The organism is Pseudomonas sp. Q12-87, assembly GCF_001269755.1.
In the GTDB taxonomy this organism is placed as follows: Bacteria; Pseudomonadota; Gammaproteobacteria; order Pseudomonadales; family Pseudomonadaceae; genus Aquipseudomonas; species Aquipseudomonas fluorescens_S.
Genome location: NZ_LHVI01000013.1, coordinates 228,112 through 241,788, shown reverse-complemented (window position 1 = coordinate 241,788; position 13,677 = coordinate 228,112). Strand labels below are relative to the sequence as shown.

At 57.7% G+C, this 13,677-nt stretch carries 18 protein-coding genes and 1 tRNA gene; 4 read left to right on the top strand and 15 right to left on the bottom strand.

What is annotated here, in order from left to right:
* Positions 1–121 precede the first annotated feature (121 nt).
* Together AD663_RS09035 and AD663_RS09030 are read left to right on the top strand one after the other, a co-directional pair.
* The gene (locus tag AD663_RS09035) at positions 122–793 is read left to right on the top strand and encodes a bifunctional 2-polyprenyl-6-hydroxyphenol methylase/3-demethylubiquinol 3-O-methyltransferase UbiG (RefSeq protein ID WP_003179994.1); all 672 of its coding nucleotides are present in this window, start codon (positions 122–124) and stop codon (positions 791–793) included.
* 181 nt (positions 794–974) lie between these two features.
* Positions 975–1,238 carry a hypothetical protein gene (locus AD663_RS09030; protein ID WP_003179992.1) on the top strand — a complete coding sequence of 88 codons (264 nt, stop codon included), beginning with the start codon at positions 975–977 and terminating at the stop codon, positions 1,236–1,238.
* Positions 1,239–1,509: 271 nt separating this feature from the next.
* On the opposite strand, the gene AD663_RS09025 is transcribed toward AD663_RS09030, so the two are convergent.
* The 14 genes from AD663_RS09025 to thrS form a co-directional block, all read right to left on the bottom strand.
* Positions 1,510–2,223: an SDR family NAD(P)-dependent oxidoreductase gene (locus AD663_RS09025; protein ID WP_003179990.1), complete on the bottom strand. Its 714-nt coding sequence runs from the start codon at positions 2,221–2,223 to the stop codon at positions 1,510–1,512.
* Positions 2,224–2,266: 43 nt separating this feature from the next.
* Positions 2,267–2,923: a DsbA family oxidoreductase gene (locus AD663_RS09020; RefSeq protein WP_003179989.1), complete on the bottom strand. Its 657-nt coding sequence runs from the start codon at positions 2,921–2,923 to the stop codon at positions 2,267–2,269.
* Positions 2,920–3,135: a 4-oxalocrotonate tautomerase family protein gene (locus AD663_RS09015; RefSeq protein ID WP_003179987.1), complete on the bottom strand. Its 216-nt coding sequence runs from the start codon at positions 3,133–3,135 to the stop codon at positions 2,920–2,922. Before AD663_RS09015 ends, AD663_RS09020 begins: the two co-directional genes overlap by 4 nt.
* A 185-nt stretch (positions 3,136–3,320) precedes the next feature.
* On the bottom strand, positions 3,321–3,770 hold the full coding sequence (locus tag AD663_RS09010; protein ID WP_152632712.1) for a hypothetical protein: 450 nt from the start codon (positions 3,768–3,770) through the stop codon (positions 3,321–3,323).
* 116 nt (positions 3,771–3,886) lie between these two features.
* Complete coding sequence (locus AD663_RS09005; RefSeq protein WP_003179986.1) at positions 3,887–4,402, bottom strand: hypothetical protein; 516 nt, start codon at positions 4,400–4,402, stop codon at positions 3,887–3,889.
* A gap of 178 nt (positions 4,403–4,580) precedes the next feature.
* A tRNA-Pro gene (locus AD663_RS09000) sits at positions 4,581–4,657 on the bottom strand.
* Positions 4,658–4,746: 89 nt separating this feature from the next.
* The gene (locus AD663_RS08995; RefSeq protein ID WP_003179985.1) at positions 4,747–5,103 is read right to left on the bottom strand and encodes a MerR family transcriptional regulator; all 357 of its coding nucleotides are present in this window, start codon (positions 5,101–5,103) and stop codon (positions 4,747–4,749) included.
* The gene (ihfA, locus tag AD663_RS08990) at positions 5,084–5,386 is read right to left on the bottom strand and encodes an integration host factor subunit alpha (protein ID WP_002553164.1); all 303 of its coding nucleotides are present in this window, start codon (positions 5,384–5,386) and stop codon (positions 5,084–5,086) included. The genes AD663_RS08995 and ihfA overlap by 20 nt, the downstream gene beginning before the upstream one ends.
* A 3-nt stretch (positions 5,387–5,389) precedes the next feature.
* Entirely contained in the window at positions 5,390–7,768 is a 2,379-nt protein-coding gene (pheT, locus tag AD663_RS08985) for a phenylalanine--tRNA ligase subunit beta (protein WP_003179980.1), read from the bottom strand.
* Between the two features lie 35 nt (positions 7,769–7,803).
* On the bottom strand, positions 7,804–8,820 hold the full coding sequence (gene pheS, locus AD663_RS08980) for a phenylalanine--tRNA ligase subunit alpha (RefSeq protein ID WP_003179979.1): 1,017 nt from the start codon (positions 8,818–8,820) through the stop codon (positions 7,804–7,806).
* Positions 8,821–8,929: 109 nt separating this feature from the next.
* The gene (gene rplT / locus AD663_RS08975) at positions 8,930–9,286 is read right to left on the bottom strand and encodes a 50S ribosomal protein L20 (protein WP_002553161.1); all 357 of its coding nucleotides are present in this window, start codon (positions 9,284–9,286) and stop codon (positions 8,930–8,932) included.
* A 28-nt stretch (positions 9,287–9,314) separates the two neighbouring features.
* Positions 9,315–9,509 (bottom strand): 50S ribosomal protein L35, encoded by a 195-nt coding sequence (rpmI, locus tag AD663_RS08970; RefSeq protein ID WP_002553160.1) that lies wholly within the window; start codon positions 9,507–9,509, stop codon positions 9,315–9,317.
* A 60-nt stretch (positions 9,510–9,569) separates the two neighbouring features.
* Entirely contained in the window at positions 9,570–10,121 is a 552-nt protein-coding gene (gene infC / locus AD663_RS08965; protein WP_169432615.1) for a translation initiation factor IF-3, read from the bottom strand.
* Entirely contained in the window at positions 10,121–12,043 is a 1,923-nt protein-coding gene (gene thrS, locus AD663_RS08960; RefSeq protein WP_003179966.1) for a threonine--tRNA ligase, read from the bottom strand. The genes infC and thrS overlap by 1 nt, the downstream gene beginning before the upstream one ends.
* A gap of 372 nt (positions 12,044–12,415) precedes the next feature.
* On the opposite strand from thrS, the gene AD663_RS08955 reads away from it, so the two are divergent.
* A complete protein-coding gene (locus AD663_RS08955) occupies positions 12,416–12,718 on the top strand; it encodes a hypothetical protein (protein ID WP_003179965.1) in 303 nt (100 codons plus the stop codon).
* A 289-nt stretch (positions 12,719–13,007) separates the two neighbouring features.
* A complete protein-coding gene (locus tag AD663_RS08950) occupies positions 13,008–13,220 on the top strand; it encodes a cold-shock protein (protein ID WP_003179963.1) in 213 nt (70 codons plus the stop codon).
* A gap of 68 nt (positions 13,221–13,288) precedes the next feature.
* Here AD663_RS08950 and AD663_RS08945 read toward each other — a convergent pair whose 3' ends face one another.
* Complete coding sequence (locus tag AD663_RS08945) at positions 13,289–13,603, bottom strand: I78 family peptidase inhibitor (protein WP_003179958.1); 315 nt, start codon at positions 13,601–13,603, stop codon at positions 13,289–13,291.
* Between the last annotated feature and the right edge of the window lie 74 nt (positions 13,604–13,677).

The window sequence follows — 13,677 nt, the reverse complement described above, 5'->3', positions numbered from 1 at the left end:
CCGGGATACTCGTCCATCGTGCAGGACAAGCTCACCGCAACCTGGACACCCACGTCGACTGTTAGTGACCAGGCCGCACTTGTCCTATCCTTGTATTCCACCCATCCATCCGGACATGACGATGCCCGCCCCCGAATCCGCCCTCGTGCAGAGCTGGCAGCACAACGCCCAATCCTGGATCGAAGCCGTGCGCACCGGCGCCCTTGAAAGCCGCGTCAAGGTGACCGATCAGGCCATCCTGCTGGCGGTGCTGAGCCGTCAACCCGAGCGTGTGCTCGACTTGGGTTGCGGTGAGGGCTGGTTGTTGCGGGCCCTGGCCGAGCGGGCCATCGAAGCGGTCGGCGTGGACGGCGACGCAACACTGGTCGACGCCGCGCGGGCGGCAGGCTCTTCCCAAGTGTATGTGGCGAACTACGATGAACTGGCCCAGGCCAAGGTGGACGTCGGCCGCGACTACAACCTGATTTGCGCCAACTTCGCCCTGCTCCACCAGGACATTATCCCGCTGCTCGCCGCCATGAACGCCCTGCTCTCTCCTGGCGGCGCCCTGGTGATCCAGACCCTGCATCCATGGAGCGCGGCGGCGGGCAACTACCAGGATGGCTGGCGAGAAGAAACCTTCGCCGAGTTCCAAGGCCAATGGCAGCCCATGCCCTGGTACTTTCGCACCTTGTCCAGTTGGCTCAATGCGCTGGAGATGGCCGGCTTCCGACTGGCCGGCCTGCAGGAGCCGCAGCACCCGCAAAGCCCAGTGCCGCAGTCGCTGTTGCTGGTGGCTGAACCCAAAACTTGAGTGAAACGCAGCCGACCCATCGCGTTACAGCCCTGGACTATCTGGCTTTGTCAGGCTGTCGCCGACTTGTCCAGCTCCGCGAACCACGCCGCTGATCAATAACCCTCAAAAACATCCAACAGCGGCCGATACCCAGATAAGGCCAGTAACTGGGTTTCAGGATTGAACGGCGGACCAGGTAATGACAGAAATTTATCTGCTGATAGCACACGGCACGGATCAGGGCGAAGCGTATGTCCTGGGTTGGTTCGATGACAGGATCAAGGCCAGGGAAGTTGCCGAGCAGAAAGAATGGGAAGCGTACCGCGCGAGCCTGAAGGCGGAGCACCACTGGTCAACCCACAAACCCCTGGCGCCGGACCAGACCGATTACCGGCGCTATTGGATCAAGACCGTTTCAAAATTCGATCAGGTCGCCATTCCAAGGTCCTGGGCGGTTCACTGATTCGTCGTGAGCGAATATTCAACGAAACGAGCATTGTCGACGGTGGTCTAGACATTTAAGCCCATCCGATGAGAGCACTATCATGTTGAAATTTCTAGGCGGCACCGTAGGTATCATTTTCCTGATCGGCCTGATCGTGGTCATTGCCTTGTTCAAGTTCATCTTCTGATCGCAACGGCGACAACCATCGGCCTGGCATTTTTTCCAGGCATGGAAAAGCCCAATCCTTGCAGATTGGGCTTGGTTACCGCGACCAAACGGGGAAGCCTGATCAATGACCGGCGCTTTGCCCACCGTCGACGTGGAGAATTTCCCCGGTAACAAAAGCCGCGCTGTCCAGGTACAGGACCGCACCCACGATGTCCTCGACTTCACCCATGTGGCCGACCGGGTGCAAGCTGCCCAGCGCGGCGTGGGTTTCCTCGCTGTGCATCGGGGTCTTGATGATGCCGGGCGAAACGGCGTTGACCCGGATCCCGCGCTTGGCGTACTCGATGGCCAGCGACTTGGTGGCAGCGTTCATGCCGCCCTTCGTCAGCGAGGCCAGCACCGAAGGCACTCCTTCTACAGCATGGTCGACCAGCGTGGTGGTGATGCTGACCACGTGGCCACCGTCGCCTTGCTTTTCCATCTGCGCGATGGCTTGTTGCGACATGTGGAAGAAGCTGCCCATGTTGGTGGCCACGACGTTTACATAGTCTTCCAAGGTGTAGTCGGTGAACGGTTTGGCAAGGAACACCCCGGCATTGTTGACCAGCGTGTCGATGCGACCGAAGCGGGCCACGCCTTCGCGGATGATGCGCTCGGCGGTGGCGGGATCGGCGATGTCACCGGCCACGGTGAGGATGTCCGGATCGGTAGAAGGTTTGATCGAACGGGACGTCGCGACGACCTGATAACCCAGTTTGCGGAAGCCTTCGACAATGCCTGCACCCAGGCCTTGGGAAGCACCTGTTACAACAACTACTTTTTTTGAATGGCTCATGATGATTTCTCGCTCAGTAAAAAATGGATAGAAAGTTGTGCAATCAGACTTCGGCGGGCTCTTGTGAAAGCTGCCGGAGGACTTCTTCGTACTGCTCGACCGACTGTGATCCAGCGATCAATTGACGCCCGTTCACCACCATCGCCGGCACCGAATCGATCCCCCGCTGATGGTAGAAACGCTCCAGCTCCCGCACTTCCATGGCATACGTGCCCTCTGCCAAGACCTTGCGTGCACCAGCGGTAGAAAGCCCCGCCTCGCTGGCCAGGCGCACCAGGGTTTCCCGCTCGCTGATGTTTTGGCCGTCGGTGAAATACGCCTCGATCAGCAGCTTGTTCAGCGCGGCCTGAAGCCTCTCTTGCGCCGCCCACAACAGCAAGCGATGGGCATCGAAGGTGTTGTAGAAATGGCTGCGTTTTTCCAGATCGAACTTGAAACCAATGGCCTCGCCGCGGGCGATGATCATTTCGTTGCGCGAAGCGACTTGCTCGGCGCTGCGGCCGTACTTGCGCATCATGTGCAAGACCGCGTTCTCACCTTCGGCCGGCATATCCGGGTTCAGCTCGAAGGGCTTGAACGTCAGGTCGACAACAACTTGGCCAGCGAGATTCTTAATCGCCTGGTCCAGCGCCGTAGCCGCCAGTGCACACCAGGGGCACACCACATCCGAAACAAAGTCGATACTGACCGTGCGTGTCATGATTTCGACTCCGCCAGGTGTTTGCGGTACTGGGTGGTGGTGATACCGGCGTAGCCCCAGTTGTCAGTGTCGACTTCCTCGATGACGATGTGAGTCAGGTGCGGATCCTTGTTGAGCACCGTCTGCATGGTCTGGGTGATCTCGGCGATCACCTGGGCTTTCTGCTCCTGGGTGACGCCATCGCGGGTGATACGAACGCTGATGAAAGGCATGGGAAAGTCTCCAGTGAGCCCCCCGCCGGAATGGCGGAGCGGCGACATGGAGTGGATGTTAGGAAGTTACCTGGAGGGGATAAAGGTGGGGCTGGGTACTTCATTTGTGACGTGGTGTAATGAATTGTCCGCGCACAAAAAAGCCGATCTATCGTGATCGGCTCAGCTACCTGATTCCTAGACCGTTACGAATCAGCTGGTTTTGTCGCGACTTCGGTCGAAGCAGGACCTTCCAACGCCAAACGCTGTTCCCGCTTGGACTCGATCATCCCAACGATAGACGCACGGCGCTTCTCAGTTTGCGCCAGGAAAACCGACCTTGGCAGGATAAGGCGTACAGGGGCAGGCAGTAACTCAAATGCTTTTTCCGCCACGAGCAAAAAGACCTCGTCGTCTTTTATGCGGTCATGCGCGACGGTAAGCAAACCATCCACCAGCACGCGTTCGATCTGCGGCCAGTACTTATTCATTTGATCAGCGGCTGCGTGCTTGCCTTCGCCAACAGAGTCCAGGATAGAGTCCTTTGCAGAAAGCGCCTTGTCTCCAACAGACTCTGATAACGCCTTTGCCTTGCCTGCCAAATATCCAAACATCTCCACCCGCTCCATGAATGCACGATAACGGGGTATCGACATTATTTGGGCGTTCTTGAGTTAAACCATCGGTGCTCGGCGGGGCCGGCAAAACATGGTGAATAGGCAATCATGCCGGTGGCCTGATTAAGCGCGCATCGAGCCATCGACGAGCGAGATCAAACCGTACGTTTATTTTCATGGCCATCTCGACGTGCAAGCCATGCTGAGTAAAAGACGCCTGAGCGGCCGCAGAACAAGCCGACCGTAAACCCTGAAGCGGTGCCAGCAAGGACGAGCATTTCCACCGTGGCCGAGAGTTCTGGATGTACGGCAGCTTGATAACCGATGAAGTATTTCACGGCAAAAAAGAGAAGCGAGATACCAAGAACTTTATATGTCCCCGGCACGATCAGGTGCTTGCCCTCCTCATCCAACGTCAGTCCACGTCGAGGGAATAACGCAAATGCAGCCAAGCCACCTAAGACCATGCCCGTCAACCAACTGCCCACGGTCAGCTCAACACGACCCGCGTAGCTGAGGGAAAAGAGTGACCAGATCACCAGGATAACCGGTGTGATGATCAGGGATCGCCGGCTCTCACGACTGGTTTTCCTTGCGCTTAAGCCGTAGTAGCAGACCAAGAGAAATGCGCCGTAAACCCAGAGTGGCGTGCCTTCCAGGGCATCCATCATTGTTCAGCTTCCTTGCCATAAGTTCGTGTCCGGATGCTGGCACAGCCTCAAGTGTGTTTCCACTTTTTTGACTACGGCGATGACCTCGAAAGGGCTGCATCGGAATAGCAGCGGGTCATTAAAAAAAGAAAATGAAAAAGCCCAACTGGTTAGAGTTGGGCTAAGTCATTGAAAAATATGGTCGGGACGGAGTGATTCGAACACTCGACCCCTAGCACCCCATGCTAGTGCGCTACCGGACTGCGCTACGCCCCGACTAGGCGTGAATCTTGTCCCGCTTCTCAGCGGAACGCTCAGGAATATATCGCAAGCTTTTGAAAACTGGAAGTATTTAAAACAGAAATTTATTTCTTGAGTACCACCAGCACATCTTCAAGCTCGGCGATCATCTGGCGGATCATTTGTTTGTACTGGGTTGTGTCGTCCTTGGCCTCGTCACCGGAGAGGCGCAGGCGCGCGCCGCCGATGGTGAACCCTTGGTCGTACAGCAACGCGCGGATCTGCCGGATCATCAGCACGTCTTGTCGCTGATAATACCGGCGGTTGCCGCGGCGCTTGACCGGGTTGAGTTGAGGAAACTCCTGCTCCCAATAGCGCAGCACGTGCGGTTTTACCGCACACAGCTCGCTGACTTCACCAATGGTGAAGTAGCGTTTGCCCGGGATGACGGGTAGTTCGTCGTTATGACTTGGTTCCAGCATAAGCCTCAACTCGGGCCTTCAACTTCTGCCCTGGACGAAAGGTGACCACACGGCGAGCCGTGATCGGGATTTCTTCTCCCGTTTTCGGATTGCGGCCAGGCCGCTGACGTTTGTCCCGAAGGTCGAAATTGCCGAAACCCGACAATTTCACCTGTTCGTTGTCCTCGAGAGCGTGCCTGATTTCTTCAAAAAACAGTTCGACCAATTCTTTGGCCTCCCGTTTATTCAGGCCCAGCTCCTCATACAGACGTTCCGCCATCTCAGCTTTCGTCAGAGCCCCCATACGTCACTTCCTTAACGTGGCGTTCAACCTGTTTTCGAGCGAGGTGAGGATGTTTTGCGTTGCGGTATTCACCTCATCGTCATTAAGAGTGCGCGATGGATGCTGCCAGGTCAAGCCGACTGCAAGGCTTTTTCTATGCGGATCAATGCCTTTACCCTGATACACGTCAAATAGCCTGAGGTCCGTCAGCCATTCGCCTGCATTTTCACGAATTACTTCCAGCACAGCGCTGGATGCAACCTCGAGATCAGCCAGCAACGCCAGGTCACGACGCACTTCAGGAAAGCGCGATAACTCTTGGAATTTCGGCATTTTCCCCAGTGCGACTTCGGCCAGAACCAGCTCGAAAACGAAGACAGGACGATCAAGACCCAGGGTTTTCGACAATTCAGGGTGGATGGCACCGACATAACCGACTTCACGCCCATCTCGCTCGATGCGCGCGGTCTGCCCCGGGTGCAGCGCCGGATGCTTGCCCGGTACGAAAGTGAACGCGTCGAGCGCGCCGGCGAAGCCCAGCACCGCTTCCACGTCAGCCTTGACGTCGAAGAAGTCGACGACATCGCGACCTTGTGCCCAACCTTCCGGCAGACGACTGCCGCAGACGACACCGGCCAGCATCGGCTCCTGCTTCAAACCTTCCAACCGACCAACGAAACGCAGGCCGCTTTCGAACAGGCGCACGCGATCCTGCTGACGGTTCAGGTTGTGCTGAAGCGACTTGACCAAGCCTGGCCACAGGGACGAGCGCATCGCCGCCATGTCGTTGGAGATCGGGTTGGCCAACAACAGCGGCTCGACTCCCGGGTTGAACAGTTCGAACTGACGCGGATCGATGAAGCTGTAGGTGATTGCTTCCTGATACCCACGGGCCACCAGCAGGCGGCGCAGCTCCGGCAGGTCGCTGCGGGCTTCAGCCTTGGCCTGCGGCGCCAGGCGCGCTTGCGGGTAGCGGACCGGCAAGCGGTTGTAACCATATAGGCGGGCCAGTTCTTCGATCAGGTCGACTTCCAGGCTGATATCGAAGCGATGGCTTGGCACTTCGACACGCCACTGCCCTGCCCCGTCGGCGCTGATGTTCAGGCCCAGGGCGCTGAGCAGGCGTTCGACTTCGGCCGGATCCATTTCCATGCCCAGCATCTGGGTGATGCGCTGGGCACGCAAGGTGACCGGTGCAATCTTTGGCAGGTGTTGTTCGCTGACGGTTTCGATGATTGGGCCGGCTTCGCCACCGGTGATCTCCAGCAGCAGGCCAGTGGCGCGCTCCATGGCTTCGCGGGCCAGTTGCCAGTCCACGCCACGCTCGTAACGGTGCGAGGCATCGGTGTGCAGGCCATAGGAGCGGGCCTTGCCAGCGACGGCGATCTGGTCGAAGAATGCGCTTTCCAGGAACACGTCACGGGTCGTGGTGGAGACACCGCTGTGCTCGCCACCCATCACGCCGGCAATGGCCAGTGCGCGAGCATGGTCGGCAATTACCAGCGTGTCGCTGCGCAGGGTCACTTCCTGGCCGTCGAGCAGGACCAGTTTTTCACCTTCCTCGGCCATGCGTACGCGGATGCCGCCATTGATTTCGGCGAGATCGAACGCATGCAGCGGCTGGCCCAGCTCCAGCATCACGTAGTTGGTGATGTCGACAGCGGCATCGATGCTGCGCACGTCGGCGCGGCGCAGGCGCTCGACCATCCACAGCGGTGTCGGCTTGGACAAATCGACGTTACGGATCACGCGGCCCAGGTAACGCGGGCACGCCGCCGGCGCCAGGACTTCAACCGAACGCACTTCGTCGTGCACGGCCGGCACGGTCGCGACCGCAGGACGTGCAACCGGGGCGGCATACAGCGCGCCGACTTCACGGGCCAGACCGGCCAGGGACAGGCAGTCGCCACGGTTCGGCGTCAGGTCGACTTCGATGCTGGCATCGTCCAGGTTCAGGTATTCACGAATGTCCTGGCCCACCGGCGCATCGGCCGGCAGCTCCATCAGGCCATCGTTGCCTTCGCCGATCTGCAGTTCGGCCTGGGAGCACAACATGCCGTTAGACTCGACGCCACGCAGCTTGGCTTTCTTGATCTTGAAGTCGCCCGGCAGTTCGGCACCGATCATGGCGAACGGGATCTTCAGGCCCGGGCGCACGTTGGGTGCGCCGCAGACTACCTGGAAGGTTTCCGTACCATTGCTGACCTGGCAAACCCGCAATTTGTCAGCATCCGGGTGCTGCTCGGTGCCCAGCACCTCGCCCACCACCACGCCGCTGAATTCACCGGCGGCCGGCGTTACGCTATCGACCTCAAGACCGGCCATCGACAGGCGAGCAACCAGCTCGTCCCGGCTTACCTGCGGGCTTACCCAGCCGCGCAGCCACTGTTCACTGAATTTCATCCTGTTCTCCTAATAGATTCGTTACGGACCGCGACCTAGCGAAATTGCGCGAGGAACCGCAAGTCGTTGTCGAAGAACAGGCGCAAGTCATTCACACCGTAACGCAGCATGGCCAGGCGCTCGACGCCCATGCCGAAGGCAAAGCCCGAGAATTCTTCCGGGTCGATCCCGGACATGCGCAGCACGTTCGGGTGAACCATGCCGCAGCCCATGACTTCCAGCCAGCCCGTCTGCTTGCAGACGCGGCAGCCTTTACCGCTGCACATCACGCATTCCATGTCGACTTCAGCGGATGGCTCGGTGAACGGGAAGTACGAAGGGCGGAAACGCACGGCCAGTTCTTTTTCGAAGAACACCCGCAGGAACTCTTCGATCGTCCCTTTCAGGTCGGCGAAATTGATGTCGCGATCAACCAGCAGGCCTTCGACCTGATGGAACATCGGCGAGTGGGTGATATCGGAGTCGCTACGGTACACACGGCCTGGGCAGACGATCCGGATCGGCGGCTGCTGCGATTCCATGGTGCGGACCTGTACCGGCGAGGTATGGGTGCGCAACAGCATGTTCGCATTGAAATAGAAGGTGTCGTGCATCGACCGGGCCGGGTGATGGCCTGGGATGTTGAGCGCCTCGAAGTTGTGATAGTCGTCTTCGACCTCAGGGCCTTCGGCAATGCCGTAGCCGATGTGGGTGAAGAACTGCTCGATGCGTTCCAGGGTCCGGGTTACCGGATGCAGACCGCCGGAAGTCTGGCCGCGGCCAGGCAGGGTCACGTCGATGGATTCGGCGGCGAGCTTGGCAGCCAGGTCCGCTTCCTCGAACAACGCCTTGCGCGCATTCAGGACTTCTGTGACACGCTCCTTGGCATCGTTGATCAGCGCGCCGACTTGCGGACGCTCTTCAGCCGGCAGGTTCCCCAGGGTCTTCATCACCTGAGTCAACTCGCCTTTCTTGCCAAGGTAGTGAACCCGGATTTGCTCCAGGGCATTGATATCTTCAGCGCTTTGCACAGCCTCTAGTGCTTGAGCGACCAGCGCATCCAGGTTTTCCATGTACAGACTCCAGATACAAAATAGGGGAAGAGCTTTAAGGCTCTTCCCCTATTTATGACGTTTGACACCTGGGCCCACAGAGGTGGACCCCGGTGACTGCCGGGGGTACTTAAGCCAAGGTGGCTTTAGCTTTCTCGACAATCGCAGCAAACGCCGCTTTTTCGTTCACTGCCAGATCAGCCAGAACCTTACGGTCGATCTCGATGGACGCTTTTTTCAGGCCAGCGATGAAACGGCTGTAGGACAGACCGTTAACACGAGCACCAGCGTTGATACGAGCGATCCACAGAGCGCGGAACTGACGTTTTTTCTGACGACGGTCACGGTAGGCGTATTGGCCTGCCTTGATTACCGCTTGCTTGGCAACACGGAATACGCGGGAGCGTGCGCCGTAGTAGCCTTTAGCAAGTTTCAGAATTTTTTTGTGACGCTTACGGGCAATGACGCCACGCTTTACACGAGCCATGAGTTACTTCCTCTATTCTTGACTAAAATTAACGAAGGCGCAGCATGCGCTCGACTTTTGCCACGTCAGACGGATGCAGCAAGCTGCTACCGCGCAGTTGACGCTTACGCTTGGTCGACATTTTAGTCAGGATGTGGCTCTTGAAAGCGTGCTTGTGCTTGATACCGTTAGCAGTTTTCAGAAACCGCTTAGCAGCACCACTTTTGGTTTTCATTTTTGGCATGTTCGGATACTCCGCATTCAGTTGATAAACATAATCAGAAGGCCTGCCGTGCCCTGTTGATTACTTCTTCTTTTTCGGGGCGATGACCATGATCAGCTGGCGTCCTTCCATCTTAGGATGCTGTTCGACCGAACCGTACTCGAGCAGGTCTTGTTCAACCCGCTTGAGGAGTTCCATCCCCAGCTCCTGGTGGGCCATCTCACGGCCGCGGAATCGCAAGGATACCTTGGCCCTGTCCCCATCACTCAGGAAACGTACCAGGTTGCGCAGTTTTACCTGGTAATCCCCTTCCTCCGTCCCTGGACGAAACTTGATTTCTTTTACCTGAATCTGCTTCTGGTTTTTCTTCGCCGCGGCAATCTGCTTCTTCTTTTCGAAGATCGACTTGCCGTAGTCCATCACCCGGCAAACCGGTGGGACTGCGTCTGCGGAAATTTCTACCAGATCAAGCTTGGCTTCTTCAGCAATACGAAGCGCTTCATCAATCGAGACGATGCCAATCTGCTCGCCGTCAGCGCCAATTAACCGAACCTCGCGTGCCGAGATATTCTCGTTGATCGGGGCTTTCGGTGCAGCTCGTTTATCTTGTCTCATTTCACGCTTAATAATAATTACTCCAAATCTGGGCGACCACGCCGGGAAACCGCTTGCGCGAGGAACTCAGCAAATTCGGCGACGGGCATCGAGCCCAGGTCAGCACCTTCACGAGTACGCACAGCGACAGTCTGCATCTCGACCTCCCGATCTCCGATAACCAAGAGAAAGGGAACCTTGAGCAAAGTATGCTCGCGGATTTTAAAGCCGATCTTTTCATTTCTCAAGTCGGACTTGGCACGAAATCCGCTTTGATTGAGAGTTTTTTCGACTTCGGCGGCAAAATCTGCCTGTTTATCAGTGATATTCATGATCACTGCCTGGGTCGGCGCCAGCCACGCAGGGAATGCTCCCTCGTAGTGTTCGATCAGAATCCCGACGAAACGCTCGAAGGAACCGAGGATCGCGCGGTGAAGCATGACCGGGTGCTTGCGGCTGTTGTCTTCGGACACATATTCAGCGCCCAGACGGATCGGCAGGTTGAAATCGAGCTGCAAGGTACCACATTGCCAGACGCGACCGAGGCAATCTTTCAGCGAGAACTCGATCTTCGGACCGTAGAAGGCCCCCTCGCCCGGCTGCAGATCGTACGCAAGGCCCGCGCTATCGAGGGCAGCGGCCAACGCTGCTTCGGCGCGATCCCACAATTCGTCGGAGCCAACGCGTTTTTCCGGACGAGTGGACAGCTTCATCTCGACTTCGGTAAAGCCGAAGTCCCGATAGACGTCCATGGTCAGCTTGATGAAGGCGGCGGATTCGGCCTGCATCTGCTCTTCGGTGCAGAAGATATGGGCATCGTCCTGGGTGAATGCACGCACGCGCATGATGCCGTGCAGTGCACCCGATGGCTCGTTTCGGTGGCAGGCACCGAACTCGGCCAGGCGCATCGGCAGTTCGCGGTAGCTCTTCAGGCCCTGGTTGAACACCTGCACGTGGCACGGGCAGTTCATCGGCTTGATCGCGTAGTCGCGGTTTTCCGACTGGGTGGTGAACATATTGTCGGCGTAGTTGGCCCAGTGCCCGGATTTCTCCCACAGGCTGCGGTCGACCACTTGCGGCGTCTTGATTTCCAGATAGCCGTTTTCACGCTGGACCTGGCGCATGTACTGCTCAAGCACCTGGTACAGGGTCCAGCCGTTCGGGTGCCAGAACACCATGCCCGGGGATTCTTCCTGGGTGTGGAACAGGCCAAGGCGCTTGCCGATCTTGCGGTGGTCGCGCTTCTCGGCTTCCTCGATGCGCTGGATGTAGGCCGCCAGCTGCTTCTTGTCCGCCCAGGCGGTGCCGTAGACGCGCTGCAACTGCTCATTCTTCGCATCGCCACGCCAGTAGGCGCCGGACAGCTTGGTCAGCTTGAAGGACTTGAGGAAACGCGTGTTCGGCACATGCGGGCCACGGCACATGTCGACGTATTCTTCGTGGTAGTACAGGCCCATGGACGGCTCGTCCGGCATGTCTTCTACCAGACGCAGCTTGTAATCCTCGCCACGAGCCTTGAACACTTCGATGACTTCGGCGCGCGGGGTGACCTTCTTGATGACGTCGTAGTCCTTCTCGATCAGCTGCTGCATGCGCTGTTCGATGGCGGCCATGTCGTCGGGCGTAAACGGACGCTCGAAGGCGATGTCGTAATAGAAGCCTTCATCGATGACGGGCCCGATGACCATTTTCGCGCTCGGGTACAACTGCTTGACCGCATGGCCGACCAGGTGCGCGCAGGAGTGGCGAATGATCTCCAGCCCCTCTTGATCCTTTGGCGTGATGATTTGCAGCGTGGCGTCGCTGTCGATAACGTCACTGGCGTCGACCAGCTTGCCGTTGACCTTGCCGGCCAGGGTGGCCTTGGCCAGGCCTGCGCCGATGGATGCGGCGACCTCGGCTACGGAAACCGGGTGATCGAATGAACGTTGACTGCCATCGGGAAGAGTAATAGTTGGCATGGCGCCTCCTCTCCTAGTGGTGACCCCTACCAAAGGTCACGTGGGTTGGGATGAGCCAGTACAAGATCCAGTCCAGGCCGTTCAACGAGGAACGCCTGCCTTACAGCGGCAGGAGCCTTGCGGCCAACCGGGAAAACCGAACCAGAGTGACTGGGATTCAAATCAGGGTTAATCGAACATTTGCCGCCGCCGGGACCTGTCGTCATCCGGAGCCTGAGAAATACCCGAGCCCGGCATGCTAGCACAGATGAACGGTCATGACCGTGCTCGAATTCAAGCCGGTGCAAATCCAGGTTTTTATGCCAGAGTGCTGAACTGAAGCGAGCGCAACGCCTCAGATATCAAGACATCGACCCAAAGGAGCATCTTCGCATGCGTCTGAATACATTGTTCGCAGTAGTCGCCCCCCTCGCCCTGCTGCTTCCGCTCACCGCCCACGCCGATTGGCCCAAGGGCGAACGCGAAAAATACATGGCCCAGTGCACGGAAGCGGCAACACCGCAGATCGGCGCTGCGGCCGCCAAATCTCATTGTGCCTGCGGGGCCGATGCGATCAAGTCCTACCCGGCGTCAGATATCCAGGCGCTGATGGACAACAAGGCCACCCCGGAACTGCAGCAAAAGGCCCTTGGACAGATTGCAAAATGCAAGGCAACCGACAAGCCGAAAAAGTGACGGGACAGGGTTTCGAGGCAGGCCTTGAGGCGCTAAAAAACACTGATTTCAGGCTTTTTTGAACGATTTATTCAGGTTTTACAGCTTTTTTTATCGTCTTTACTTTCGGCTAAAACCCTTTAAAACCGGGGGCTTCAGCGGGTTGGGACGGTAAAGAAAACACGACTGATTGGCAAACAGTGCGTCCGGGGGGCTCCCAAATCGAACATTTCGACTATGATACCCGGGTGTGCCCAGTTGGCCTGAGCAGCACAGTACACTGAAAATATATGTTTCTTGGAGATACACCATGTCTAATCGCCAAACCGGCACCGTTAAATGGTTCAACGATGAAAAAGGCTTCGGCTTCATCACTCCTCAAGGTGGCGGTGACGACCTGTTCGTACACTTCAAAGCTATCGAAAGCGACGGTTTCAAAAGCCTGAAAGAAGGCCAGACCGTTTCCTTCGTGGCTGAGAAAGGCCAAAAGGGTATGCAAGCTGCACAGGTTCGCCCAGAGTAATTTCTCGGCGCGCTAAAAAAACCCCGTCCATGTGACGGGGTTTTTTATGGGCGATTGAAAACGCTCGATCAGCCGCAGTTCACTCGGTTGACCACCAGGTTGGCGTCGGTATTGAGATTCAGCCGGTCGGAGCGGTACTCAAGCGTCACCATGTCATTGGGCTTGAGGATCCGGGCATTCTGCGCGCCGGCACGGGTGCGAGCCTGCTCCAGCAATTGCGGCGAGGCCTGTTTGCCGATGGCGAACTCAGCGGCCTTTGCTTCGCAGCGGCTGTTGGCGCTCTCGGTTGCCACAGCGTCCGGGGCCGACTCAGGGGAACTGCTGCAACCGCTCAAGCCTGCGGCGACCAGCACGATACTCAATGACGCGAGCTTCCAAGGCATGAAGCCTCCTTTTTCAAAAAATAAACAGAGAGCGTGCGACCACCCAAACGGCGCTTGGTTTCAACGCCTTGGCT